The organism is Facklamia sp. P12945 (assembly GCF_050409485.1).
In the GTDB taxonomy this organism is placed as follows: Bacteria; Bacillota; Bacilli; order Lactobacillales; family Aerococcaceae; genus Facklamia.
In genome coordinates this window covers 68,020-93,848 of the sequence record NZ_JBNUPJ010000002.1, presented here as the reverse complement: position 1 = coordinate 93,848, position 25,829 = coordinate 68,020, and the positions used below count along the sequence as shown (strand labels likewise).

The window sequence follows — 25,829 nt, the reverse complement described above, 5'->3', positions numbered from 1 at the left end:
TGTCGCTCTTGAAAATGATTGTTGGTCTCGGTAACCCAGGTGAACGTTATGCCAATACGCGACATAACGCTGGCTTTGAAGCAATCGATCGTTTAGTAGATAAAGAAGGCTTAAACTTTACTGATCAAAAATTTGATGCAGATTTTACCATTTGGCGGAATCAATCAGATAAGATTTTATTAGTTAAACCCTTTACCTATATGAATAATTCGGGACAAGCTGTTTTACCCTTAATGTCTTATTATGGTATTGCGGTAGAGGATTTAATAGTAGTCTATGACGATTTAGATCTCGAACCAGGTCGTATTCGCCTTCGTGAAAAAGGTTCTGCCGGTGGGCATAATGGCATGAAATCGATTATTCATATGCTTGGAACGAATGACTTTAAGCGAATAAGAGTTGGGATTGGCCGTCCACAAGCAGGTTGGAAGGTCATTGATCATGTTTTAGCTCCTTTTGATAAGGACAGCTTACCACTTGTTACTCAAGCAATTGATCATGCAGCGAATGCTTTAACAGACTGGGTTGGTGGAAAACCTTACAGTGAAGTAATGAATTTTTATAATAGAAAATAATCATGGAGTAAGGATATCCCTGCTTCATGTTTTTGTGTTGGATGTATAAGGAGAGATTTGATGTTAGATAAGTTGCAAACGGCAGCCTTTGATCAAAGTATAAATACTATAAATAAAGCAAATAATTCTAATCTTCCTCATTTAGTGACGGGTCTAGATGGTAGTGGGAAAGCAATATATATCGCTAAACTATATCAAGAGGCTCCGAGTCAAATGATTATACTGGAAAGCAATCCGAATCACTTAATCCAAATGTTTGAAGATCTTTCCAGCTTGCTACCTAATGTCGCTATATATTCTTTTCCTGCGGAAGAGAGTTTGGCGCTAGAATATTCTACAGCTTCTCTAGAAGGTCGGGCGCAAAGAGTAGAATGTTTACAAGCCTTATTGAGTAAAGAGCCTGTTATTGCTTTAACCAATGTGTCTGGTATTCGTAAGCGACTTTCGCCAGTTGAAGATTGGTTAGCCAACCAATTGGAATTGACGATTGGTTATGAGATTGAAAGAGAAGACTTAGAAAATATTTTATTTGAACTAGGTTATCAAAAAGTAGCAATGGTTATGACCCCCGGGGAGTTCTCTGTAAGGGGGAGTATCATTGACTTTTATCCTCTAACCGCTCCCTCTCCTATTCGCTTAGATTTCTTTGATGTGGAACTCGATTCTATCCGTTACTTTGATGCAGAAAGCCAAGTTTCAAAGAAAAACCTTCAAACGATAAAGATTGAACCTGCTACTGATGTGCTATTTACTAAAAAACAACAAGAAAGTATTAAAGAGCAATTGGATGAAGCAATTAAGAAGGCGAGTAAAAAAATCAAAGATGAAGAGATGAAACAAAAGCTAAAGCAATTTATGGGTGAGCAGCTTGAAGGTTTAGACCATAATCAAACACTTGATAAGAGCCAAGCTTTTTTATCTTTTTACGATCCTAAGGGGCATTCCCTTTTGGATTATATGCATGTTTCAGGGCGTTTAGTAGTCAATGAGTTCTCAAAAATTCATCAAGAAGAAATCCAATTAATTGAGCATGATCAATTTTGGTTGGAACAGGAAACCTTAAAGGGTCATCTATTTCCCAATCAACCATTAAAGTTATCAGCATTCGATCAAATTAATCAAAGTAAGCATGCAGTCATCTTCTTTGATTTGATTCAAAAGAGTATGGGCAAGCAGGCATTAGCTAGTATTCATCATTTTTCTTACCGGACAATGAATGCCTTTTATCATCAGATGCCATTAATAAAAGCAGAGATAGATCATTGGTTGAATCAAAATCAAAATATTCAAATTATTGTTGAATCAAAAAAGCGGGCCGAAAAGGTGCGGCAACTATTTGCTGAATATCAAATTGATCCGATACATATCCAAGAACAAGATGATTTTCTGCCAGGCCAGGTAAACCTGCTCATTGGAAACCTAAGCCATGGCTTCGAGTTACCAAATGATAAATGGGTTTTACTGACAGAAAAAGAATTGTTTAATCGTATGAAGAAGAAAGTGATTAAACAACAAAAACTTTCTAATGCTGAGCGAATAAAATCTTATAATGAACTGGAAACTGGCGATTACGTGGTCCATATTAATCATGGGATTGGCCGCTATACTGGAATGGAAACCATGGAAATTGCTGGTTCCCATCGTGATTTACTAGTTATTGAATACCAAAATAACGCCAAAGTGATGGTGCCCATTGACCAATTGCATCTTATTCAAAAATATGTTGCCTCTGGTGAAGCTAAAACACCTAAAATTCATCGTTTAGGTGGTACAGAATGGACGAAAACTAAGCAAAAAGTTTCAAGTAAAATTGAAGATATTGCGGATGAGTTGATTGAACTCTATGCTAAACGTGAAAAAAACAAGGGCTTTGCCTTTAGTGAAGATAGTCCTGAACAGCAAGAGTTCGAAAATGCTTTTCCTTATGTAGAAACGCCTGACCAGCTACAATCAGCTTCAGAAATAAAGAAAGATATGGAAAAAGAAAGACCGATGGATCGTTTATTAATTGGGGATGTTGGTTATGGAAAAACTGAGGTAGCCATGCGAGCCATTTTTAAGGCGGTGATGGATGGTAAGCAAGTAGCCTTCTTGGTGCCAACAACTATATTGGCTCAACAACATTACAATTCATTGATTGAACGATTCGCTGATTATCCATTCAATATCAGGATGCTTAGTCGTTTTGTGACCAAGACTAATCAAAAAGAGACAATCAAAGACTTAAAGGTAGGCGCTTGTCAAATTGTAGTGGGAACTCACCGGATTTTATCGAAAGATATTGAATTTTTAGATTTAGGCTTATTAGTCGTCGATGAGGAACAGCGTTTTGGTGTGAAACATAAAGAGCGATTGAAGCAATTAAGATCGCAAGTGGATGTTTTAACATTAACAGCTACTCCAATACCTCGAACTCTTCATATGTCGATGATTGGAGTGAGAGATTTATCTGTGATTGAAACACCGCCGAGTAATCGTTATCCTGTCCAGACCTATGTAATGGAACGGAATGAAGGGGCCATTAAATCTGCCTTGGAACGTGAGATTGCTCGCGGAGGACAGGCCTTTTATCTTTATAATCGTGTAGCTACTATCTATCATCGTGCAGAAGAACTCGCTCAATTAGTTCCTGAGGCACGTGTTGCGGTTGCTCACGGTCAAATGAGTGAAATTGAATTAGAAAATGTTCTATATGACTTTGTTCAAGGAGACTATGACTTATTAGTGACGACTACTATTATTGAAACGGGAGTCGATATTCCTAATGCCAACACTTTATTTATTGACCATGCAGATAAAATGGGCTTATCCACTCTTTACCAATTAAGAGGAAGAGTGGGGCGAACCAATCGACTCGCTTATGCTTATTTAATGTATGATCCTATGAAGCAATTAAGTGAAGTCAGTGAAAAACGACTGAATGCCATTCGTGAATTCACCGAATTGGGATCTGGTTTTAAAATTGCTATGCGCGACCTTTCAATTCGTGGAGCAGGCAATCTTTTAGGGGCACAACAATCTGGCTTTATCGATTCCATCGGGTTTGATTTATATTCTCAATTATTGAAAGAAGCGGTCGACAAAAAGCAAGGTAAAGAAAACCAGCAGGCAGTATTCAATCAAAGTGATACTGAAATTGACTTAGCCATTGATGCCTATCTACCTGCTAGTTATATTGAAGATGAACGCCAAAAAATTGCAGCTTATAAAGCTATCCAACGAATTGATTCCTTTGATTCTTATCGCGAGGTTCAAGATCAATTAATTGATCGCTACGGTGAATACCCTGACCAAGTAGCTGACTTATTAGATATCGCTTTACTCCGGTATTTAGCTAGTCAAACGGGCATGCTTACTATTAAAAGGCAGCACCAATATGTCGTTTTGACTTTCAGCGAAGAAGCCACACAATTTTTCTATGGCCCTAATATTTATCAAGCCCTGCAGGATGTTCAAGCGAGAGAAACAGTCACTAAACCTAAAGATCGAATGCTGGTTAAATTGACCATTCAAGGAAAAGAGAGTTATGAAATTTTAAGTCTCTTAAAGAAATTATTAGAGCAAGCCTATCAAATTAAGCAAAATTATCAACAGCGTCAAAAAGATTTAAATCATGCACTAAAGTAAAAAGGAGTATTAAAGTATGCGTTTAGATAAATTTTTAAAAATATCGCGAATTATTAAGAGAAGAACCGTAGCTAAAGAAGTAGCAGACCAAGGAAGAGTTCAGATTAATAGTCAAGTTGCTAAATCAAGTTCGACTGTCAAAGTAGATGATGAAATAACCATTACTTTTGGTAACCGTGTAATGACAATAAAGGTAAAAGAATTACAAGAGTCAACTAAAAAAGAAGACGCAGCGAAGATGTATGAATTAATTAGTGAAGAATTCACTAAAATTAATTAAAAACCAAATATTATAGGGTGCATTCTTATTAAATTACTGCTATACTCAAAAATGAGAGAGTGGTGAAAAAATTGAATGAAAAAAATAATCAGTCAGCCAATCGTAAAATCATCCCCTTTGATCAAAGCGCAGGTCATATAAGCCCTTCAAAAAGCAAACAGGAGTCTTTATTAAAGTATATAGCGTTTTCAGTAGGGGTCTTTTTGACTTGTTTATCGCTTTTCTCGCTTCTTCAAGCGCTTCATAAGCAAAGTGAAGTCAACAGTCAATTGGTTCAAGCGGAAGAGAGATTGAATAAGGTTAAAGCGGAAAACAAGCAGGCAGAAAAAGAGTATATTTTATCAAAAGACAAAGATTATATTGCCAAATTGGCCCGCAAAGATTACTTTTTTTCAAAAGATAACGAAATAATCTTCGATCTAAACGAAGAGTCAAGTGAACAGTAAAAAAATTAAAGTATTAATAGGAGGAAAAAGAATTATATGGCGGTAGAAGTAGGACAAAAAGTTACAGGTAAGGTTACAGGAATCAAAAATTTTGGAGCCTTTGTTGCCTTAGATAATAATCAATCAGGATTAGTCCATATAAGTGAAATCTCAGATGGGTTTGTTAATGACATCAACGAAGTATTATCATTGGGAGATGAAGTCACCGTGAAGGTGGTTTCGGTAGCTGATGATGGAAAGATCGGCTTATCAATACGCCAAGCAGTTGATAAACCAGCCAACTCTTATCAAGATAAAAAGAATAATGATGGGTCTACTGCCAAGTATCGTAAACCAAAAGAAGCTGCTCGTCGCAATTTCCATCAAGAATATCCAAAAGTTCCGCAAGGCAAGGGTAACTCTTATCCTAACCAAAATGTTTCTGGTAAATATGCTCAAAAAAACAATGATGATTTCGATCAATTAATGAGTAATTTCTTGAAAGATAGTGAAGATCGTTTAATTTCACTGAAACGTAATACTGAAGGAAAACGAGGCGGACGTGGTGGACGCCGTAGTTAATTGATAAAATATTGCCGACTGCAATAGACCTTAGCCAGTCTATTTGCAGTCTTTATTTTGAACGAGGCAGAGGTGGTAAGCTATGGAAGCAACCTTTCGACAATTTAAGAATAAAGTAGAATCTTGGCCCGGTTGGGAAGAATGCAAAACGATTGTTTTAGCTATTTCTGGAGGTGTTGATTCGATGGTTCTCCTCCATTTAATGATAGAGTTGGTTCAATTAAATGAATATAGGGATCGGCAATTAGTAGTGGCTCATTTTAACCATCGACTAAGATCCCCCGAAACTCATGATAAAGAACAGACCCTAGTTGTAAACACGGCTAAGAGTCATCAATTGGTTTACTTTGTATCTAAGTGGGAGAGTCCAAGCAAGTCAAATATTGAAGCAAATGCTAGACAAGCACGTTATCAATTTCTAGCTGATGTTTTAGATGCTAGTAAAGGGGACTGTTTAATGACCGCCCATCATCTAGACGATGCTGTTGAAACTATGTTTATGCGAATGATTCGAGGGACTTCGTTAAAAGGATTGACGGGAATACGTGATAATTATCAAAGAGTCATGAAAGCTAGTAATAATGAAATTACTGTGACAGCCTTGATGCGTCCTTTAATTAATTTTAGAAAAGCAGAGCTCTATCAATACGCTGAGAACCACCAGATTGTTTACTATGAAGATGAAAGCAATCATGAAACAGAATATTTAAGAAATCGTATTCGCAAGCAGTACTTACCTAAAATTGAACTTGAAAATCCGCAATTTTATCATAATTTATTTGCGATGCAACAACAGCTGACCTCTTCCTACCAAGCACATTATGAGACTTATATGTGTCAAGAACCATTATTATTAGCTAAACTTGAAGACAAGCGTTGGGCCTTTGATGTTAAAAAATGGCGTGAATTGTCTGATGATTTTAGAGAAGTCTTTTTGACCATTTTTTTCGAAGAGCGCTTTATAGAAGTGGCTGGTCAATATGATAAAGAGGCTATCAGTCACTTGCTGGATCAAATTTTAAATACTGAAACACCAAATTACCGCTTTAATTTAGCTCCAGGATGGGTGTCGCGTCGAGAATATGATTACATCTTTATCGAGCCGGAAGAAAGAAAAGCACCAGCTCTTTCTGATTATCGAGTGGACTTATCTACCAATAATAAGTGGTTTAGCCTAGGGAATGGGTTATGGATTGGTCTTTTCAACCGCTCTTTTGTTAATAATCAAATGCGTAAGGCAGTAGATGATTTCTTGGCACTTGACCTATCAGAAGAAGAGAATCCCCCCGCCTTTCATATTCGTCATCGTCAAGACGGGGATTTGATTGAGTTGAAGTCAAGCAAAGGAGCTTATCACAAGAAAATTTCTAGAATCTTAATTGATGAAAAAATCCCTTCATCCGTAAGAGATAAAATTTGGTTAATTGTTAATGACACTAACGAAGTGATTTGGATGATTGGTCATCAGAGTTCCTCTAAGTACCAACCACAAAAACCAGAAAATATTACACATTACCTTTTGATTCAAAAGATGTACTAAAAAGGTGCAAGAAAATAAAGAGTTATGTTAAAATACATTAATACACTTTGAGAAAGAAAAGGAGTCAATATGTTAGAACAAGATGTTTTAAAAGTACTTGTAACAGAAGAAGAATTACGAGCTACTGTCCAACGACTAGGTAAAGAAATTACAGCGAATTACCAAGGGAAAGAAGTGCTGGTAGTAGGTATCTTACGTGGAGCCGCTCTTTTTATGGCAGATTTAATCCGTCAGATGGATTGCTATGTAGAAATTGACTTTATGGATGTTTCAAGTTATGGATCAGCTACAGAGTCTTCTGGTGAAGTCAAAATAATAAAAGACTTGAATAGCAGTGTAGAAGGCAAGGACATCTTAATAGTCGAAGATATTATTGATACTGGAAGAACTTTAAAGTATATCATGGATCTACTAAACTTTCGTAAAGCCAATTCTATCAAAATATGCAGTCTACTAGATAAGGCAGAGCGTCGTATAGAAGCAGATGTCAAAGTAGACTATGTCGGAGTTGAAGTTCCTAATGAGTTTGTAGTAGGATATGGACTAGATTATGATCAAAAATATCGTAATCTACCTTATATTGGGGTCTTAAAAGCTGAAATCTATTCTTAAAATAGTCAGTGAGACTAATTATTTTTATCAAAAGATTAAGTATATTTTTAATCAATAATCGAAGTTAAGGAGAAAGAAACGAATGCAAAAACCTAATCCAAATCGAAATCCCTTTCGAAATCCCTTTCGAAACACCCTCGTTTATATTTTAATCGGTTTGGCTATTTTAGGCGGCTTTAGTTTAATGACAGATGGTGGATCGTTTTTAAATTCTACTAAAAAGATCACGATATCTGAATTTGTTCAACAACTTGAAGCCGATAAAATTGCTGAATTTGAGATGCAACCGGGAGCAGGAGTTTATCATGTGAAAGGTAAGTATCAACCGATAGAAGCTGAAAACAAAACGAGTGATAAAGCGGTTGAAGTCATCAAAGGTGATAGTAAAACTCAATTGTTTGAGACAGATATCTTACCAAATGATTCGACCATTAGCCAAGTGACTGAATTAGCCAAAGAGAAAAATGTAAAATTTAAATCAATGCCGGAGTCTTCAGCAGGTATTTGGTTAAATTTTTTACCTATCCTACTATTACTGATTCCTAGCTTTTTCTTGATGTATACCATGATGCAAGCTAGTGGTGGTGGCGGAAAGGGTGTCATGAACTTTGGTAAGTCTAAGTCTAAAGATGTCTCAAAACAAAAAGTCAAAGTTAGATTCTCTGACGTTGCCGGTGCCGATGAAGAAAAACAAGAGCTAGTTGAAATTGTTGAGTTTTTAAAAGAGCCTAAGAAGTTTACAGCTCTAGGTGCAAGAATACCAGCTGGAGTGCTTTTAGAAGGACCTCCAGGTACAGGTAAAACCTTACTTGCAAAAGCCGTTGCTGGTGAAGCAGGTGTGCCTTTCTTCTCAATCTCAGGTTCTGAGTTCGTCGAAATGTTTGTTGGGGTGGGAGCTTCACGTGTCCGTGATTTATTTGAAAATGCAAAAAAAGAAGCACCAGCTATTATTTTTATTGACGAGATCGATGCTGTAGGCCGACAAAGAGGAGCAGGTATGGGTGGGGGCCACGATGAACGTGAGCAAACACTTAACCAACTGCTTGTTGAAATGGACGGCTTTGAAGGAAATGAAGGTGTCATTGTTATGGCTGCGACTAACCGTTCAGATGTCTTGGACCCGGCTCTTTTACGTCCTGGGCGCTTTGACCGTCAAATACTAGTAGGTAATCCAGATGTTAAAGGCAGAGAAGCCGTGTTGAAAGTTCACTCTCGTAATAAAAAGTTAGCTTCTGATATTGACTTGAAAGTGATTGCTCAACAAACACCCGGTTTTTCAGGAGCCGATTTAGAAAATCTTTTAAACGAAGCAGCTTTAATTGCAGCCCGCTTTGACCGTAAAGAAATTACAGCGCCTGATTTAGACGAAGCACATGATCGTGTGATTGCAGGACCTGCTAAAAAAGATGCTGTCGTTTCGGAGCGTCAAAGAAAAACGGTTGCTTACCACGAAGCAGGACATACTGTAATTGGTATGGTTTTAAGTGAAGCCCGTACAGTCCATAAGGTGACTATCGTTCCACGTGGTCGTGCAGGTGGCTATGCTATTATGCTTCCTAAAGAAGATCAATACATTGTTACCTATAAAGAATTATTTGAGCAAGTTGTAGGTCTTTTAGGAGGTCGTGCGGCGGAAGAAATTGTCTTTAACCATCAGTCAACAGGAGCCAGTGATGACTTCCGTCAAGCGACAGCTATAGTACGTAGTATGGTGACTCGTTACGGGATGTCTGAAACAATTGGAACCGTTCAATATGAGAGTGATAGCCAACCATTTGCAGGACGTCGCTATGGTACAGAAGACCATACCTCTTATTCTGAGCAAGTGGCTTATGAAATCGATAAGGAAATTCACCGAATTATGAAGGAAGCTTTAATGGAAGCTTATCGTATTATTAATGAGCACCGAGAACAGTTAAATCTGATCGCAGAAAAGCTCTTAGAAGTTGAAACCTTAGATGCTCGCCAAATTAAAGCTCTTTTTGAAACAGGTGAAATGCCTAAATTAGATGAAACGGAAGCAGCAGAAGTTGTGGAAGATCCATCTGACTTTGAAGAGTCTAAACAAAAATCTTTGGAAGATGACCCTAAAGAAAATTCTAACGAAGATTTGGATTCAAAGGACGAAGTCAAATAGTTAAGTTAAAAGACAGGCCCTCGCCTGTCTTTTATCATCGAATGAAATAGAAAGAAGGGAAAAAATGAAAGGGCAGTTAATCAAAGCATTAGCTTTTGATGATCAAATACGCGTATTTGTAGTAGATGCGACGGACTTAGTTAAGCGAGCACAAGAAAAACATCAAACGTGGCATACGGCTACAGCTGCATTGGGGCGAAGCTTGGTTGCTACAGCACTCTTGTCAGCCAATCTAAAAGGGGATGACCGCCTGCTTGTTCAGATTAAAGGTAATGGTCCTTTAGGATTAATCTCTTGTGATGGCGATACCCAAGGTCGAATTAGAGGGTATGTATCAAATCCGAACGTGGCTTTAGAGTTAAATAGTAAAGGCAAGTTGGATGTAGCGAGAGCGGTTGGGCTTCCTGGTAGTTTGAAGGTCAGTAAATACCTTGCGGATTCAGAAGCTTTTACTGGCCAAGTTGAGCTTATTTCAGGTGAACTGGGCGAAGATTTTACTTACTATATGGCAGTATCGGAACAAACTCCCTCTTCTATTGGCTTGAGTGTGCTTGTCAATCCAGATGAATCAGTTCAATCAGCTGGGGGCTTTATGATTCAAGTTTTACCTGGGACATCTGACGAAGTGATTGATCAACTGGAAACAAGGATTAAGTCGCTTGGTTCGCTGTCAGAGTTAATCGACGGATCAGAAGCGATTACAGATCTTTTGGATTCATTAGTTGGATTGAATAATAGCCGAGTTATTTCGCAGCAACCAGTTGAATTTTATTGTCCATGTAGTAAAGAGCGCTTTCGTAAGTCACTTGCAGTTTTGGATTCTAATATGTTACAGCAAATGATTGACGAGGATAAGGGAGCAGAGGTTATTTGCCAATATTGTAGTGCGACTTATCAATTTAGTGAAGAAGAATTAAAAGCGATCTTAGCTAATCAATAAGATCGCTCTATTATCACCATGACAAACTGAACGACTTCATGTAAAATGAAAGGGACAGTATAAAGAAATAGTGGGAGGAAAGCCAATGTCTGATGTAAAAGATAATCCAGAATTTGAAGAATTAAATGACCAGTTAGTAGTCAGAAGACAAAAGATGCAAGAAATGTCTGAAGCAGGAGTCAATCCTTTTGCTGCAGGATTTGAACGCAGTGACTATTCAAAGGCTTTAATTGAAAAGTATGATCACTTATCCAAAGAAGACTTGCAAGAAAAAGAAGCGATTGAAGTTTCTATTGCTGGCCGTATCGTTTCTAAGCGCGGAAAAGGAAAAGCAGGTTTTGCTCACCTGTTAGACATGAAAGGTAAGTTGCAGATTTATGTTCGCCAGGATCAAGTGGGTGAAGCTGCCTTTACTTGGTGGAACGCTGCCGATTTAGGAGATATTGTGGGGGTTCGCGGCAACTTGTTTAAGACAAAAACAGGGGAACTTTCAGTTAAAGCAAAGGAGTTTATTCCTTTAACAAAAGCTTTAAGACCACTACCTGATAAATTCCATGGTTTGACAAACGTTGAACAGAAATATCGCCAACGTTATTTAGACCTAATTGCCAACGAAGAAAGTTTTGATCGCTTTGTCAACCGTTCAAAGATTATTCGCGAAGTGAGACATTATTTAGACGATTTAGATTATCTAGAGGTTGAAACTCCTGTCTTACATAATCTAGCAGGTGGAGCGTCAGCTAGACCTTTCATTACACATCATAATGCATTAGACATGGAACTATACTTACGGATTGCTTTAGAATTACATTTGAAGCGTTTAGTAATAGGCGGTATGGAAAAAGTATACGAAATCAGTCGTGTCTTCCGTAATGAAGGAATTGATACTACCCATAACCCTGAATTCACTATGATTGAAGTGTATACAGCTTATACAGTTTATACGGATATTATGGACTTAACAGAAGGGTTGATTCGCCATGTTGCCAAGAAAGTCTTAGGGACTGCTATGATTGATTATGATGGTAAAAAGGTAGATTTGGAAACGCCTTGGGCACGTCGCCATATGGTTGATTTAATTAAAGAAGAAACCGGTGTCGATTTCTGGCAAGAGATGACTCTAGAAGAAGCTAAAGCTTTAGCTAAAGAACATCAAGTCCCAGTTGAAGACCACGATTTGTCAGTAGGACATATTATTAATAACTTCTTTGAAGAAAAGGTAGAAGATACATTAGTTCAGCCTACTTTTGTTTATGGACATCCGGTTGAAATTTCACCATTGGCTCGAAAAAACGAAGAGGATCCACGTTTTACCGACCGCTTTGAATTGTTTATTGTTGGTAAAGAATATGCGAATGCCTTTACAGAGTTAACGGATCCAATTGATCAAAGAGAACGTTTTGAAGCTCAAATGGCAGAAAAAGATGCTGGAAATGACGAAGCGCATCCAGTTGACGAAGATTTCTTAGAAGCATTAGAGCACGGAATGCCTCCAACTGGAGGTTTAGGAATTGGTATTGACCGTTTAGTAATGTTATTAACGGATTCACAATCCATTCGTGATGTCCTCTTATTCCCAACATTAAGAAATAATTAAGAATTGAATTGATTAAGAAATTACCACAAACTGGATAGAGATTTGTTTGTGGTGTTTCTTTTGAAATAGTTAAAAATCTAAACCTCTCAACATTAAATAAAGGAGAATACTATGAATACAAGTAGAGCAGAAGCGTTTAGCGATGGAGTTTTAGCAATTGTTATTACTATCATGGTTTTAAAATTACAACCCCCAGCTAGTTTAGACCTAGCTGGATTGAAAGAAATATATCCGACTCTATTAGCCTATATACTAAGTTATGCATATGTGGGGATATACTGGGCCAATCATCATCACTTATTAGCCGTTTTAAAAACAGTCAATGGTAAAATTTTATGGCGTAACTTATTTTGGCTCTTTTTTATGTCTTTGATACCAACTTTCACGGAATGGATGGGCTTAAACCCTTCTGTTAAACTACCAGCCTTTTTTTATGGATTCATCTTACTAATGTGTGCTGTTTCTTATAATATTTTACAAACAGAAATTATTCGGGTGAATGGCAAGGATTCAGATTTAGCTAAAAAGATTGGCAAGGATTTCAAAGGGAAAGGTTCGATTGTTTTTTATATTCTTGCTTTGATTTTTGCTTTTTATCAGCCTCTAATTTCTTATCTAATATATGTGGCGATAGCTTTATTATGGATTATTCCAGATAAGCGACTAGAAAGCACCTTTTATAAATAGTCTTTCATTTATTTCTACGAATTTTTAAATATTGATATGGCAAATCATATTTTTTTAATTTTTGCGATTAATAGGTTATTATAGAATTAACACAATTAAGGAGGGCTAGTAATGGAATTTTTAAGAGAAGATCATGCCATTGTTTTACGTAATGAAGAAAACGAGATGATTGCCGAGATAACTTATCGAGATACTGATGATGAAAAGTTAGTGGTGGCTAACCATACCTTTACTTCAGATAGTCTTAGAGGTCAAGGAATTGCTGGTAAGCTTTTAGATGAGTTAGTAGCAGATATGCAACAGCAAGGTAAAAAAATATATCCCAGTTGTCCATATGTCATTAGAAAATTTGATGAGGAAGCAGAAAAATATAGGCATATAGATGCTCGTAAACACCCAGCTTAACAGTTGCTAATCATATAACCAAAAGTAGTTTCATCTACTTTTGGTTTTTTTAAGGTCTTTAATTAGACAATGAAGCGCTTCCGTGATAACCTTTTAATTAGTAGGTCTATTTCAAATATTTTAATAGTAAGTTGGAAAATACAGTGCTTACGACCTAAGTATTGATTTTATTTACAAAATATAGAAAGGAAGGATCAAGATGAGTTACAGTTTTATTGCAAATTTAAGAGAGTTACAAAGTCAAAAAGATTTGATGCGCCTTTCCCTTTATATGCCTACTAATCGTGGAGGTTTAAATAGGCAAGAAGACCTGATTCAATTTAAAAATCTAATTCAGCAAGTTAAATCTAAGCTGGAAGAAGTTGATAAAGATGAAGCAAATAAGATTTTAAAAGAAATTGAAAGAATTCGAAACGATAAAAATTTTTGGGATCAAACTAAAGAAGGTCTAGCCCTTTTTATCAGTCCTAAAGATGTTGAAGTTGCCTATTTACGTAATGAATTTAAACCTTCGATTCATCTAGGAAATGAATTTTATCTTTTACCTTTATTGGCTTATTATGAGGAACTTCATGAAGTAATCATTGCAGATATATCTAAAGATTCGGTGGACTTTTTTGATGCCAACCAGTTTAATGCCGAAGCCCTTACTCTAGACCCTGCGATTGAAGTGAAAGACTTTTCAGAGATTTATGATGATTTAGACGCTGACTCTCAACTCAATGTACACTCTTATGGCGGACGTCAAGAGCCTGGTATGCATCATGGACACCGAGCTACTCCAGAAGAAAAAGATCTAGATCGCGCAAAATATTTCAATTACTTGCATAAAAAAATGCAAGAAGTAGCTAAACATTATCACCGGCCAATTTTATTAGCAGGAACAGTTGAGAACATAGGCCATTACAAAAAAGTTAATGAAAAGAGCGCTATTTATTATGATTCAACAATCGACAAACCCTTCCAATCCCTGGATGCTAAAGCGAAAACCAAACTTTTAAAAGAGACCCTTAGTCAAAATCAGCAAGAATTCGCAAAAGAAAAGATTGATCAAATTGAAAAAGCTCGTAATCAAGGGAAAGTCATTCATGATTTTGAAGAGATTAAAGGGCTGATCCATGAAGGGCGTATCGAAGAATGGGTGATTCAATACTTTACAGACAACTTATTAGATGGAGAGGCTTTAAATCATTGGGTGATCAAAGCCATGGATCAAGGGGTTAAAATTTCTCTCGTTTTGGAAAAAGTTGAAGGGATTAAACAACAGTTTTCTGCTCTTTTAAGGTACTAAAAAAGAGATGAATTTATCCCTTTATAGCAAAAGATTACCAAACATTTTGGGCCATGTAATAGAATGAAAGCGATGCATGATTCCATAGTTATGCATCGCTTTTTAATTGTTTAAATAGATAGAGGAGTGTTTCTATTTGAATCGAAAGACATTGACGATAGCTTTTGCCTATGTGGGAGTAGTAACAGGGACGAGACTGACTTCAGGCCAAGAGCTACTGCAATGTTTTATTAGGTTTGGTTCTGTTGGCCTATTCGGCCTATTCTTGGTAGGGCTCATGCATGCCTTAATGGGTGCTATTGTCCGGAGCTAGTTTGCAGCAGCAATTTAATTTAAATAGCATTTGGGGTAGCGCCTTGTATGTTCTATTAGTTTTGATTATTGCATCCTTTGAGTTTGAAAAATCCAACAAATTATTGGTTTTTTACGCCGGTCTTAATTATTTTATTATCCTAGTTTTTATCGATACTTTATTTAACTATCGGTTTGATTTTGAAAAGATTGAAGTGATGAGTCAAGAACTCAATCAGCTTTTCCCTTCGATAATTTTGTCTAGCTTAAACTATTTTTCAATGTGTTTTATAACGGGTTTTTCCATAGCAGTTGTTATCAGTGGTGATGCCCTGCGCCCTCAGTTTACTTTCGCTTGTGCGCGTCGCCTATCTAGTAAGCAACCCGACAAGTTTTATACCTACTATGTAGCAGTTACTTTAGCGAGGTTTGCTCTAAGTTTTTAGGATTTAAAGAATTAGTTGCTAGCATGTATCCTATTTTAGGCTTTATTTCTGTCAAGGATCGCTCCGCTTTCCTCTTTGACAAAAGTAAAGAATTTGAGGGCTAGACGCTAAGACATAAGCATGCCCATTTAGAAGCACCTTGTGTAACATATGTTTGACAACTCTAGAAAAGTTTTTAAAATATATGCGAAATTTAATTGACGAGGAAAAAACTACATGGTAAGATAATAAAGGTGTTTTTATTGACAGATACCTGAAACTCAGTCGTGCTGACTGCTATAGATTCACCCTGAAGCGCAGTTTTGAAAATTTCAAGCCTGCGGAAAATTTATATTTATAAATGACACACTTGGATGTGTGGACTAAGAAAATAATGGAAGGAGGACTTTTGATGCCAACAATTAATCAATTGGTTAATAAACCTCGTAAATCAAAAGTAAGTAAATCAAATTCACCCGCATTAAACGTAGGTTACAACAGCTTCAAACGTTCTAACACAAAAACAATGTCTCCGCAAAAACGTGGGGTATGTACACGTGTAGGGACTATGACTCCTAAGAAACCGAACTCTGCTTTACGTAAGTATGCCCGTGTTCGTTTATCTAACCTTATGGAAGTAACAGCTTATATTCCAGGTGAAGGCCATAACTTGCAAGAGCACAGTGTGGTACTAATCCGTGGCGGACGTGTGAAAGACTTACCAGGGGTACGTTACCATATCGTTCGTGGAGCGCTGGATACTGCCGGTGTTAATGACCGTAAGCAAAGCCGTTCTAAATACGGTACTAAGAAACCTAAATCATAATTATAACAATCACCGATTTTTCGAAAGGAGGAGTTTAAATGACTCGTAAAGGGAATATTCCTAAACGTGAAGTGTTACCAGATCCAATTTATAATTCTAAAGTAGTAACTCGCACAATCAACCGTTTAATGGTTGACGGTAAGCGAGGTAAAGCATCATCTATTTTATATAGTGCATTTGATGTAATCCGTGAACAAACAGGCCAAGATCCAATGGAGGTTTTCGAACAAGCCATTGAAAACATCATGCCATTATTAGAAGTTAAAGCTCGTCGTGTTGGGGGTTCTAACTATCAAGTACCAGTTGAAGTAAGACCTGAGCGTCGTTATACTTTAGCGATTCGTTGGTTAGTGACATATTCTCGTTTACGTGGTGAAAAAACCATGGAACAACGTCTAGCACGTGAAATTATGGATGCAGCAAACAATACAGGTGCTTCTGTACGTAAGCGTGAAGATATGCATAAAATGGCAGAAGCTAACAAAGCCTTTGCGCATTATCGCTGGTAAGATTTATAATGGTATTGTTAACTTAGTGATTCTTTGTTAACAGATAATGATTCAAAAAAGGAAAGAGGGGTAAATATACATGGGAAAAAGAGCATTTTCTCTTGAGAAAACTCGTAACATTGGAATTATGGCCCATATAGATGCTGGTAAGACAACGACTACTGAACGTATCTTGTATTATACCGGTAAGATCCATAAGATCGGTGAGACCCACGATGGTGGAGCTCAAATGGACTGGATGGAGCAAGAGCAAGAACGTGGTATTACCATTACTTCTGCTGCAACAACAGCTCAATGGAAAGAACACCGTGTAAATATCATCGATACACCAGGACACGTGGATTTTACGGTTGAGGTTGAACGTTCATTACGTGTATTGGATGGAGCGGTTGCCTTATTAGATGCTCAATCAGGTGTAGAACCTCAAACTGAAACAGTTTGGCGTCAAGCTACTACCTATGGAGTACCTCGTATTGTATTTGTTAATAAAATGGACAAAATGGGAGCTGACTTTGAATATTCACTAAGAACCCTTCATGAGCGCTTAGACGCAAATGCAGTAGCTATGCAAGTTCCAATCGGATCTGAAGATGAATTCAAAGGAATCGTCGATATTGTTCATAAAAAAGCATATATTTATAATAACGATTTGGGGACAGAAATAGAAGAAACAGATATCCCAGAAGAATATCAAGAAAAAGCTGCTGAATATTATACAACTTTAGTTGAAGCAGTAGCTGATACTGATGAAGAAATTATGATGGCTTATCTTGAAGGGGAAGAAATTCCTGAAGATGTTTTGAAAAAAGCTATCCGTAAAGCAACAGTTAATGTTGACTTATACCCAGTCTTCTGTGGTACAGCCTTCAAAAACAAAGGGGTTCAATTATTACTAGATGGTGTTATTGATTACTTACCAAGTCCACTAGATGTTCCACCAATTATTGGTTTCGAACCAGGAAGTGAAAAGGAAATTGAACACCATGCGGATGACAGTGAGTCATTTGCAGCTTTAGCCTTCAAAGTTATGACAGACCCATTCGTTGGTCGTTTAACTTTCTTCCGCGTTTACTCAGGAACATTGGCATCTGGTTCATATGTTCAAAACGCAACTAAAGATTCGCGTGAGCGTGTAGGTCGTATCTTACAAATGCACGCTAACTCTCGTGAGGAAATTGCTGAAGTATTCTCGGGAGATATTGCTGCAGCTGTTGGTCTTAAGAATACAGGAACTGGAGATACTTTATGTGACCCAGATAACTTAGTTATTCTTGAATCAATGGAATTCCCTGATCCAGTTATTGAGGTAGCGATTGAACCTGATTCAAAAGCTGACCAAGATAAGATGGGCTTAGCCTTAGCTAAGTTAGCTGAAGAAGATCCAACCTTCCGTGCTTCAACTGACCATGAGACTGGTCAGACAATTATTGCCGGAATGGGAGAATTACACTTAGATATCATCGTTGACCGCTTAAAACGTGAATTTAAAGTTTCAGCTACGGTTGGTGCACCACAAGTTTCTTACCGTGAGACCTTCCGTGCCGCGACACAAGCTGAAGGTAAATTCGTTCGTCAATCAGGTGGTAAAGGTCAGTATGGTCACGTTTGGATCGAATTTGAACCAAATGAAGAAGGCGCTGGCTTTGAGTTTGAGAATGCGATTGTTGGTGGGGTTGTTCCTCGTGAATACATTCCAGCAGTAGAAGCAGGATTGAAAGATGCGATGGAAAATGGTGTCCTAGCAGGATTCCCATTAGTAGATATCAAAGCTAAGCTTTACGATGGATCTTATCACGATGTTGACTCTTCTGAAACAGCTTATAAGGTTGCGGCTTCAATGGCACTTAAGGCTGCTGCTAAGAAAGCACAACCTTCAATCCTTGAACCAATGATGGCTGTTGAAGTAACAGTTCCTGAAGAATATTTAGGAGATGTTATGGGACACGTGAACTCTCGCCGTGGACGTATTGAAGGTACTTCAACACGTGGAAACGCACAAATTGTTAAATCATTCATTCCTTTATCAGAAATGTTTGGCTATGCAACGACTTTACGTTCTTCAACTCAAGGTCGTGGTACATTTACAATGCAATTCGACCACTACGAAGATGTTCCAAAATCAATCGCTGAAGAAATCATCAAAAAATACGGTGGATCTTCAGAAAATTAATCATAAGCAATAAAGGCTTATTAAGAAGAAAGACCAAGGTTAAGGGAAATATCCGTTGAATTCACTTCAATATCTTTGGTATAATAATTTTGATAGATTACATAATCTATAAACACTTTAAAATTAGGGGGATTTACTCAAATGGCAAAAGAAAAATACGAACGTACGAAACCGCATGTTAACATTGGTACTTTAGGACACGTTGACCACGGAAAAACAACTTTATCAGCTGCAATCGCGACTGTATTAGCTAAAAACGGATTCGGTGAAGCTAAGGACTATGCTTCAATCGATAACGCTCCAGAAGAAAAAGAACGTGGAATCACAATCAACACTTCTCATATCGAGTATGAAACTGCTAACCGTCACTATGCACATATTGACGCTCCAGGACACGCGGACTACGTTAAGAACATGATCACTGGTGCTGCTCAAATGGACGGTGCGATCTTGGTTGTATCTGCAGCTGATGGCCCAATGCCACAAACTCGTGAGCACATCTTATTATCGCGTCAAGTAGGAGTTCCTTACTTCGTAGTCTTCTTAAACAAAGTAGACATGGTTGACGATGAAGAATTATTAGAATTAGTTGAAATGGAAGTTCGTGACATGTTATCAGAATACGACTATCCAGGAGATGACATTCCAGTAATCGCAGGTTCTGCTCTTAAAGCTTTAGAAGGCGACGAAGCTTATGAAGCTAAAGTATTAGAGCTAATGGAAGAAGTAGATGCATATATTCCAGAACCAGAGCGTGACACTGACAAGCCATTCATGATGCCAGTCGAAGACGTATTCTCTATTACTGGTCGTGGTACAGTTGCTACAGGACGTGTTGAACGTGGACAAGTTCGTGTAGGTGACGAAGTTGAAATTGTAGGTATCGCTGAAGATACTATGAAGTCTACAGTAACTGGTGTAGAAATGTTCCGTAAGATGTTAGACTATGCTGAAGCAGGGGACAACATTGGTGCATTATTACGTGGAGTTACACGTGATGATATTGAGCGTGGACAGGTATTAGCAGCTCCAGGAACTATTACTCCACATACTAAGTTCGAAGCGGAAGTATATGTACTTTCTAAAGAAGAGGGTGGACGTCATACACCATTCTTTACTAACTATCGTCCTCAATTCTACTTCCGTACAACTGACGTAACAGGTGTTGTAGAATTACCAGAAGGAACTGAAATGGTTATGCCTGGTGACAACGTATCTATGACAGTAGAATTAATTCACCCAATCGCTATCGAAGACGGAACTCGTTTCTCAATTCGTGAAGGTGGACGTACTGTAGGTGCAGGTACTGTTACTAAAATTAATGCTTAATTAAATATTAAGAACAAAAGCCAAGTATTTTACTTGGCTTTTTTATTTTAGATTAATGTTTGTTGTATCAAGCTTAATCATGCTATACTAAAAGTAAATAAAATTTAGAAAGGGGAATGACGATGGATTTTAACAGTGTTGTTAGCTCTATTCCTGGAATAATAGGCTCATTACTTTTATTAATAGCAGCATTGATTTTGGCGCATTTTGCGAGAAAATATGCGATTAAGGCTATGGAGAGTATCGACTTTGACTTGAAATTACAAAAATGGGGGTTAGCTAGAACCGATGAGGAATCTAATGCCTTCTTAGAAACAATAGGCACTTTATTATATTTTATTATTGTACTTTTCTTTGTACCTTTCATTTTAAATGGATTAGGATTGGCAGGGGTTGTTGATCCAATATCTAATATGTTTGCGAAGTTTTTTGCTTACATTCCAAACATTATTGCAGCCGTTTTAATTATATTCATTGGCAACTTATTCTGTAAGTTTGTTAAACAGTTAACGCAAAACTTACTAGAAGGTTTCAATTTAGATAAGTGGTATAGTAAGATGACGGGGCAGGAAGAAAAAGAAAGAGTCAATGATACACATCTAGCTGAAGTGTTTTCGACCGTTGTTTATGTCTTAATATTTATTCCGATTTTAACAGTGGCCCTTGAAACACTAGGTATTCAGACTATTTCAGCACCGATTGTCGGTGTATTAAACTCTGTAATGTCAGCAATTCCAAATATAATTGTGGCAGTTATTCTTGTTTTTGTCGGTGGCTTCATTGCAAAATTGTTAGGTGATTTATTAGAAAGTCTATTAAAGACATCTGGTATCGACCAATATTCAAAATATTTAAATTTTAAAGGTGAAAGCCATATCCAAATTTCAAGCGTGATTGCTCAAGTGGCTAAATCACTATTACTTATTTTCTTTATTGTCGAAGCTATTTCAGTTCTTAACTTAGAAGTATTAAATGCGATAGGCACTTCTATTATTGCCTACATCCCTGATGTAATAGCTGCAGCGTTAATCTTAGCGGTAGGAGTAATTGGTGGTAATATTCTTGCAAGCTTTTTGAAAGAAGTTTCTGGTAGTAAAGTATTTGGAGAATTTGTTCGTTATGCTATTATTGTATTGGCGATTTTCATGACATTGAACCAATTAAAGTTTGCTCCAACAATTGTTAACGCGGCCTTTATTATTATTCTTAGTGCGGTAGCTGTTGCCTTCGCTCTTGCAGTTGGAATAGGTGGTAAGGATTTTGCTGCACGTCAACTAGAAAATATTGAAAAAAGCATTGAACACGAAGAAAAAGAAGAAGAACAGCAAAGATTCTAAAACTAATCAAAACAAAAAGCTCGCTATTCTTAATTGAATGAGCGAGCTTTTTTGTGATTGTAATTACGATTTATTGAATCAGTCGATTATAGTGACCAATGATTTGTTCAGATAACTCTTCAATCGATTGATTCTCTACATTAATCACGGTGGCACCTAGTTGATGATATAAATCATCTGCGAACATCAATTCTTGCTTTACTCTCTCAAGTGAAGAGTAAGTAGCTTTTTCACCTAACCCCATCATTTCGACTCGTTTTTTACGAATGTTTTGGATATATAGAGGAGAGGCAATCAAACCATATATTCTTCGTGAATCAGCCTGATAGATTTCATCAGGAATGTGAACTTCTGGAAAAATTGGTAAGTTGGCTACCTTATATGATTTATTAGCTAGGTACATACTTAAAGGTGTTTTGGAAGAGCGTGAAACTCCTAGCAATACAATGTCAGCTAATTCGAATCCTTTACGATTTTTACCATCATCGTACTTCACTGCAAATTCAATGGCTTGAATACGATCGAAGTAGTGATCATCGAGTCGATGTAGGGTTCCTGATTTTTCAGTAGCTGTCATATTTGTTTTTTGTGAAATAAGGTCTAGAATGGGGTGGATTACATTATGATAATCTAATCCGTTTTTCTTTGAGAACTCACTGGCGTAATTTTCTAGACCTTCATCAACTAAAGTAGTGATTAAAATCGCATTCACTTTAGCAGCCTCTTCAAGTATGGGTTTTAATTCATCCCGGGTGTTAATAAATGGAAATCTTTTTAAACTGATGTTGGTTAACTTTGGGAATTGGGCTAAAGCGGCGTTGGTAGCGCGTAGGGCTGTTTCACCGACAGAGTCGGAAATGACATAGAATTTGTAAGAATTGGTTACTGACATATTATTCCTCCGATTGGCTTAATTCAACCAAAAGATTCACGATATGAGTTTTTGATACTTTGCCAAGTATTTCATAGTCAGCGGTTACGATTGGCAGTGAATCAATCTGGTGTTCAGATATTAGGCGTGCCGCATCAAGCACCGTTTGATCGGGTTGAGCGACAATAATATTTGGCATTCTGGTCATTATAATGGTTAAGGGGGTATCCATTAACTGACCAATCGCTGAGCGGAGTAAATCCTTACGCGACACGATACCTGCTAGCTTGTGGTCTTCTTCATCAATTACATAGATAGAACCAGCATCATACATAAATAAGTGAGTAATTGCGTTTTGGACTGTAGTATCAGGTGTAACTGTGATAGCCTGGACCATAATATCTTTAACAAGATACTCTGAAAATGCTTCATATAATAAGGATTTTTCAGTTAATCCAGAATAAATATAGCCTACTTTTTGACGAGCATCGAGGATGCCCGTCATGGTTAAGACAGCGAAATCACTACGCAATGTTGATTTTGTTAAACCAAGCTTACTAGCAATTTCGTCGCCGGTGATTGGTTCATTTTCTTTAACGATTGAGATGATTTCTTCTTGTCGGGGTGAAAGTTTCATAGTTCCCCTCCTAGTTAATTAATTATACGTTTTTAATAGCGCTTTGTGCAGCGGCTAATTGTGCAATTGGTACACGGTAAGGTGAGCAAGATACATATGAAAGCCCTATTTGGTGGAAGTGTTCAATGGAACGAGGGTCTCCTCCTAGTTCTCCACAAACACCAATTTTCAAGTTTTCTTTCACGGATCGTCCTCGTTCTACAGCTATCTCAACAAGTTCTTTAACAGCAAAAGTATCAATAGTTTGGAAAGGATCATCTTTTAAAATGCCTTGGTCAAGGTATTGATTTAAGAATTTACCAGCGTCATCTCGTGAGTAGCCAAAGGTTAGTTGAGTCAAGTCATTGGTTCCGAACGAGAAGAATTCAGCGTCATTTGCTAATTGATCGGCAATTAAGCATGCACGAGGTGTTTCAACCATTACTCCAACTGTAAATTCCATACTTACCTTTTCTTGCTTTAGAACATTTTCTAAGTGTTCTTTTATTTTTGCTTTCAAGTGAATTAATTCAGCTTGACTACTCACTAAAGGAATCATGATTTCTGGTTTAACTTTAACACCGTCTTTTGCTACTTTCATAGCTGATCGGATAACTGCTTCTGCTTGCATGATATATAAGTCAGGGTAGGACATTCCCATACGACAACCACGGTGGCCCATCATAGGGTTAACTTCCTTCATAGATTGCACCCGGTCACTCAATTCAGAAGCATCAATTTGAAGTTGTTTAGCAACTTGTTTGATTTCATTTTGACCATGCGGTAAAAACTCATGTAAAGGAGCATCTAACAAACGTACTACCACTGGTTTTTCTTGCATTAACTCAAAGATATGTGAAAAATCTTCGGTTTGGAAATTACGGATAGCATCTAAAGATGTTTGACGATCAGCAGGGTTTTTGGCAAGTAAGAATTTGCGGATGGCTATTAGACGGTCTTCTTGGAAGAACATATGTTCAGTTCTAACTAGTCCAATACCAACTGCTCCAAAACGTAAACCGTTTTCAATGTCTGAAGCTGTTTCGGCATTCATACGAATAGCTAATTGAGCATGCTGACGAGACCATTCTAAGACCTTATCTAAGTCTTCATTTGCTCCGCCTGCAACTGTTGGGATTTCACCGATGTAAAGACATCCTGTCGTACCGTCTACAGAAATGATATCTCCTTCATTTAGTTGACCACCAGGATAAGATAAAGTCTTCTTATCTTCATTGATGTCCAATTCACTACAACCAGCTACACAACATTTACCCATTCCGCGAGCAACAACCGCTGCATGAGAAGTCATTCCTCCTTGACTGGTTACAATGCCATTAGCAGAGTTCATACCCACAATATCTTCTGGTGAAGTTTCATGACGCACTAAAATAACTGATTTGCCAGCATCTGCCCACTCTTTTGCAGTGACTGCATCAAAAACGATTTGTCCAGTTGCAGCACCAGGACTGGCTGGCAAGCCCAACTTAGAAACTAATTCAGCTTGATTTAGAGCATTCGGATCAAAGGCAGGGTGTAGCAATGTATGGAGGGATTCTGGATTAATAGTTAGAAGGGCTTGGTCGGGTGATAAGATGCCTTCATTTACAAAGTCCACCGCAATTTTGACAGCTGCTTGAGCAGTCCGCTTGCCATTTCTTGTTTGCAGAATATACAATTTTTTATCCTCAATCGTAAACTCAATATCCTGCATATCCGAATAGTGCTTTTCAAGTTTCTCAGTTAATTCTATGATTTGTTGATAGATGTTAGGGAATTGGTCACGTAGACGATTAATTGAAACAGGGGTACGTATACCAGCAACTACGTCTTCTCCTTGTGCATTAGTTAAGTACTCACCGTATAATTCGTGCTTACCGTTTGCGGGATTACGTGTGAAGAGAACACCTGTACCAGAAGTTTCGCCACTATTACCAAAGACCATTTCTTGGATGTTAACAGCAGTACCTAAGTCATCTGGAATATTGTTTAAGCGACGGTAAACAATAGCCCGTTGATTATTCCAAGATTTGAAGACAGCTTCAACCGCTGCGTAAATCTGTTGGTAAACATCTTGAGGGAATGGATGGTTCAATTCTTCTTGATAGATAGCTTGATAATCTTTAACAATTCCTTTAAGGTGTTCAGCTGTCAATTCGTAATCATAGTGCAAATGATTGTCTAATTTAACTTGCTTAAGAATTTTTTCAAACTTAGCCATATCGATTTCATAAACGACGTTCCCATACATTTGTAGAAGACGACGATAACAGTCGTATGCGAAACGTTCATTGTTGGTGATTTGAGCTAATTTTAAGACATTTTCATCGTTAAGCCCTAAGTTTAATATAGTATCCATCATACCTGGCATAGAGATTTTTGCTCCAGAGCGAACGGAAACTAATAATAATTTTTCTGGATCATTAAAGGTCTTGCCTGAGATTTCTTCAAGATGGCTCACGGCTTCGGCAATTTCATCTTTAAGCTCAGTTTTTAACCCCTTAGCTTCCTCTAAGTATTCCAAACATGCTTGAGTCGAAATAGTAAATCCTTGGGGAACAGGGAAGCCTAGACTAGTCATTTCAGCCAAGTTGGCTCCTTTACCGCCTAATAGATCCTTCATTTTGGCATTTCCTTCACCAAATGCATAAACACGTTTCATCAACAAACCTCCTAAAAATTTAAGTAGTGCAACTTATCGTATTATATAATGCACACTATTACTTGTCAATCTAAAATAAGCCACAAAAATTATTG

The 25,829-nt window shown here is 37.5% G+C and carries 22 protein-coding genes; 19 read left to right on the top strand and 3 right to left on the bottom strand.

Annotated features, from left to right (window positions below; translation table 11 throughout):
• The first annotated feature begins 8 nt into the window (after positions 1-8).
• From pth to ACQV2X_RS01100, 19 genes are all read left to right on the top strand, one after another.
• Positions 9-575 carry an aminoacyl-tRNA hydrolase gene (pth, locus tag ACQV2X_RS01190; RefSeq protein ID WP_428873208.1) on the top strand — a complete coding sequence of 189 codons (567 nt, stop codon included), beginning with the start codon at positions 9-11 and terminating at the stop codon, positions 573-575.
• 60 nt (positions 576-635) lie between these two features.
• Entirely contained in the window at positions 636-4,202 is a 3,567-nt protein-coding gene (gene mfd, locus ACQV2X_RS01185) for a transcription-repair coupling factor (protein WP_428873209.1), read from the top strand.
• Between the two features lie 16 nt (positions 4,203-4,218).
• Entirely contained in the window at positions 4,219-4,482 is a 264-nt protein-coding gene (locus ACQV2X_RS01180; protein WP_428873211.1) for an RNA-binding S4 domain-containing protein, read from the top strand.
• A 62-nt stretch (positions 4,483-4,544) separates the two neighbouring features.
• On the top strand, positions 4,545-4,928 hold the full coding sequence (locus ACQV2X_RS01175) for an FtsB family cell division protein (protein ID WP_428873212.1): 384 nt from the start codon (positions 4,545-4,547) through the stop codon (positions 4,926-4,928).
• Positions 4,929-4,964: 36 nt separating this feature from the next.
• Complete coding sequence (locus tag ACQV2X_RS01170) at positions 4,965-5,489, top strand: S1 domain-containing RNA-binding protein (protein ID WP_428873213.1); 525 nt, start codon at positions 4,965-4,967, stop codon at positions 5,487-5,489.
• Positions 5,490-5,571: 82 nt separating this feature from the next.
• Positions 5,572-7,029 (top strand): tRNA lysidine(34) synthetase TilS, encoded by a 1,458-nt coding sequence (gene tilS / locus ACQV2X_RS01165; RefSeq protein WP_428873214.1) that lies wholly within the window; start codon positions 5,572-5,574, stop codon positions 7,027-7,029.
• Positions 7,030-7,098: 69 nt separating this feature from the next.
• Positions 7,099-7,641 (top strand): hypoxanthine phosphoribosyltransferase, encoded by a 543-nt coding sequence (gene hpt, locus ACQV2X_RS01160; protein WP_428873216.1) that lies wholly within the window; start codon positions 7,099-7,101, stop codon positions 7,639-7,641.
• 82 nt (positions 7,642-7,723) lie between these two features.
• The gene (gene ftsH / locus ACQV2X_RS01155) at positions 7,724-9,778 is read left to right on the top strand and encodes an ATP-dependent zinc metalloprotease FtsH (protein WP_428873218.1); all 2,055 of its coding nucleotides are present in this window, start codon (positions 7,724-7,726) and stop codon (positions 9,776-9,778) included.
• Between the two features lie 64 nt (positions 9,779-9,842).
• A complete protein-coding gene (gene hslO / locus ACQV2X_RS01150) occupies positions 9,843-10,718 on the top strand; it encodes an Hsp33 family molecular chaperone HslO (RefSeq protein ID WP_428873219.1) in 876 nt (291 codons plus the stop codon).
• 85 nt (positions 10,719-10,803) lie between these two features.
• Positions 10,804-12,315, top strand: coding sequence for a lysine--tRNA ligase (lysS, locus tag ACQV2X_RS01145; protein ID WP_428873220.1), 1,512 nt, complete (start codon positions 10,804-10,806; stop codon positions 12,313-12,315).
• A 111-nt stretch (positions 12,316-12,426) separates the two neighbouring features.
• On the top strand, positions 12,427-13,002 hold the full coding sequence (locus tag ACQV2X_RS01140; RefSeq protein ID WP_428873222.1) for a TMEM175 family protein: 576 nt from the start codon (positions 12,427-12,429) through the stop codon (positions 13,000-13,002).
• Positions 13,003-13,113: 111 nt separating this feature from the next.
• Positions 13,114-13,407, top strand: a complete 294-nt coding sequence (locus tag ACQV2X_RS01135) for a GNAT family N-acetyltransferase (protein ID WP_428873224.1) — start codon at positions 13,114-13,116, stop codon at positions 13,405-13,407.
• A gap of 199 nt (positions 13,408-13,606) precedes the next feature.
• On the top strand, positions 13,607-14,698 hold the full coding sequence (locus tag ACQV2X_RS01130) for a hypothetical protein (RefSeq protein WP_428894179.1): 1,092 nt from the start codon (positions 13,607-13,609) through the stop codon (positions 14,696-14,698).
• 356 nt (positions 14,699-15,054) lie between these two features.
• A complete protein-coding gene (locus ACQV2X_RS01125) occupies positions 15,055-15,435 on the top strand; it encodes a hypothetical protein (RefSeq protein WP_428894178.1) in 381 nt (126 codons plus the stop codon).
• 391 nt (positions 15,436-15,826) lie between these two features.
• The gene (rpsL, locus tag ACQV2X_RS01120; protein ID WP_258436774.1) at positions 15,827-16,240 is read left to right on the top strand and encodes a 30S ribosomal protein S12; all 414 of its coding nucleotides are present in this window, start codon (positions 15,827-15,829) and stop codon (positions 16,238-16,240) included.
• Positions 16,241-16,278: 38 nt separating this feature from the next.
• A complete protein-coding gene (gene rpsG, locus ACQV2X_RS01115) occupies positions 16,279-16,749 on the top strand; it encodes a 30S ribosomal protein S7 (protein WP_090289529.1) in 471 nt (156 codons plus the stop codon).
• Between the two features lie 79 nt (positions 16,750-16,828).
• Entirely contained in the window at positions 16,829-18,919 is a 2,091-nt protein-coding gene (gene fusA, locus ACQV2X_RS01110; protein WP_428873229.1) for an elongation factor G, read from the top strand.
• Between the two features lie 141 nt (positions 18,920-19,060).
• Positions 19,061-20,248 carry an elongation factor Tu gene (gene tuf / locus ACQV2X_RS01105; RefSeq protein ID WP_428873231.1) on the top strand — a complete coding sequence of 396 codons (1,188 nt, stop codon included), beginning with the start codon at positions 19,061-19,063 and terminating at the stop codon, positions 20,246-20,248.
• A 122-nt stretch (positions 20,249-20,370) separates the two neighbouring features.
• Complete coding sequence (locus tag ACQV2X_RS01100; protein ID WP_428875349.1) at positions 20,371-21,585, top strand: mechanosensitive ion channel; 1,215 nt, start codon at positions 20,371-20,373, stop codon at positions 21,583-21,585.
• 70 nt (positions 21,586-21,655) lie between these two features.
• Here ACQV2X_RS01100 and ACQV2X_RS01095 read toward each other — a convergent pair whose 3' ends face one another.
• The 3 genes from ACQV2X_RS01095 to ppdK are packed head-to-tail and all read right to left on the bottom strand — an operon-like array spanning position 21,656 to position 25,734.
• Complete coding sequence (locus ACQV2X_RS01095; protein ID WP_428875347.1) at positions 21,656-22,477, bottom strand: pyruvate, water dikinase regulatory protein; 822 nt, start codon at positions 22,475-22,477, stop codon at positions 21,656-21,658.
• A gap of 1 nt (position 22,478) precedes the next feature.
• On the bottom strand, positions 22,479-23,093 hold the full coding sequence (locus ACQV2X_RS01090; RefSeq protein WP_258436781.1) for a helix-turn-helix transcriptional regulator: 615 nt from the start codon (positions 23,091-23,093) through the stop codon (positions 22,479-22,481).
• A gap of 22 nt (positions 23,094-23,115) precedes the next feature.
• Complete coding sequence (gene ppdK / locus ACQV2X_RS01085; protein WP_428894177.1) at positions 23,116-25,734, bottom strand: pyruvate, phosphate dikinase; 2,619 nt, start codon at positions 25,732-25,734, stop codon at positions 23,116-23,118.
• Between the last annotated feature and the right edge of the window lie 95 nt (positions 25,735-25,829).

What these genes read in the sequence shown, in the direction of transcription:
- mfd (WP_428873209.1), top strand. Translation starts at nt 636, where the DNA reads ATGTTAGATAAGTTGCAAACGGCAGCCTTTGATCAAAGTATAAATACT.
- ACQV2X_RS01180 (WP_428873211.1), top strand. Translation starts at nt 4,219, where the DNA reads ATGCGTTTAGATAAATTTTTAAAAATATCGCGAATTATTAAGAGAAGA.
- ACQV2X_RS01170 (WP_428873213.1), top strand. Translation starts at nt 4,965, where the DNA reads ATGGCGGTAGAAGTAGGACAAAAAGTTACAGGTAAGGTTACAGGAATC.
- tilS (WP_428873214.1), top strand. Translation starts at nt 5,572, where the DNA reads ATGGAAGCAACCTTTCGACAATTTAAGAATAAAGTAGAATCTTGGCCC.
- hpt (WP_428873216.1), top strand. Translation starts at nt 7,099, where the DNA reads ATGTTAGAACAAGATGTTTTAAAAGTACTTGTAACAGAAGAAGAATTA.
- ftsH (WP_428873218.1), top strand. Translation starts at nt 7,724, where the DNA reads ATGCAAAAACCTAATCCAAATCGAAATCCCTTTCGAAATCCCTTTCGA.
- hslO (WP_428873219.1), top strand. Translation starts at nt 9,843, where the DNA reads ATGAAAGGGCAGTTAATCAAAGCATTAGCTTTTGATGATCAAATACGC.
- lysS (WP_428873220.1), top strand. Translation starts at nt 10,804, where the DNA reads ATGTCTGATGTAAAAGATAATCCAGAATTTGAAGAATTAAATGACCAG.
- ACQV2X_RS01140 (WP_428873222.1), top strand. Translation starts at nt 12,427, where the DNA reads ATGAATACAAGTAGAGCAGAAGCGTTTAGCGATGGAGTTTTAGCAATT.
- ACQV2X_RS01135 (WP_428873224.1), top strand. Translation starts at nt 13,114, where the DNA reads ATGGAATTTTTAAGAGAAGATCATGCCATTGTTTTACGTAATGAAGAA.
- ACQV2X_RS01130 (WP_428894179.1), top strand. Translation starts at nt 13,607, where the DNA reads ATGAGTTACAGTTTTATTGCAAATTTAAGAGAGTTACAAAGTCAAAAA.
- rpsL (WP_258436774.1), top strand. Translation starts at nt 15,827, where the DNA reads ATGCCAACAATTAATCAATTGGTTAATAAACCTCGTAAATCAAAAGTA.
- rpsG (WP_090289529.1), top strand. Translation starts at nt 16,279, where the DNA reads ATGACTCGTAAAGGGAATATTCCTAAACGTGAAGTGTTACCAGATCCA.
- fusA (WP_428873229.1), top strand. Translation starts at nt 16,829, where the DNA reads ATGGGAAAAAGAGCATTTTCTCTTGAGAAAACTCGTAACATTGGAATT.
- tuf (WP_428873231.1), top strand. Translation starts at nt 19,061, where the DNA reads ATGGCAAAAGAAAAATACGAACGTACGAAACCGCATGTTAACATTGGT.
- ACQV2X_RS01100 (WP_428875349.1), top strand. Translation starts at nt 20,371, where the DNA reads ATGGATTTTAACAGTGTTGTTAGCTCTATTCCTGGAATAATAGGCTCA.
- ACQV2X_RS01095 (WP_428875347.1), bottom strand. Translation starts at nt 22,477, where the DNA reads ATGTCAGTAACCAATTCTTACAAATTCTATGTCATTTCCGACTCTGTC.
- ACQV2X_RS01090 (WP_258436781.1), bottom strand. Translation starts at nt 23,093, where the DNA reads ATGAAACTTTCACCCCGACAAGAAGAAATCATCTCAATCGTTAAAGAA.
- ppdK (WP_428894177.1), bottom strand. Translation starts at nt 25,734, where the DNA reads ATGAAACGTGTTTATGCATTTGGTGAAGGAAATGCCAAAATGAAGGAT.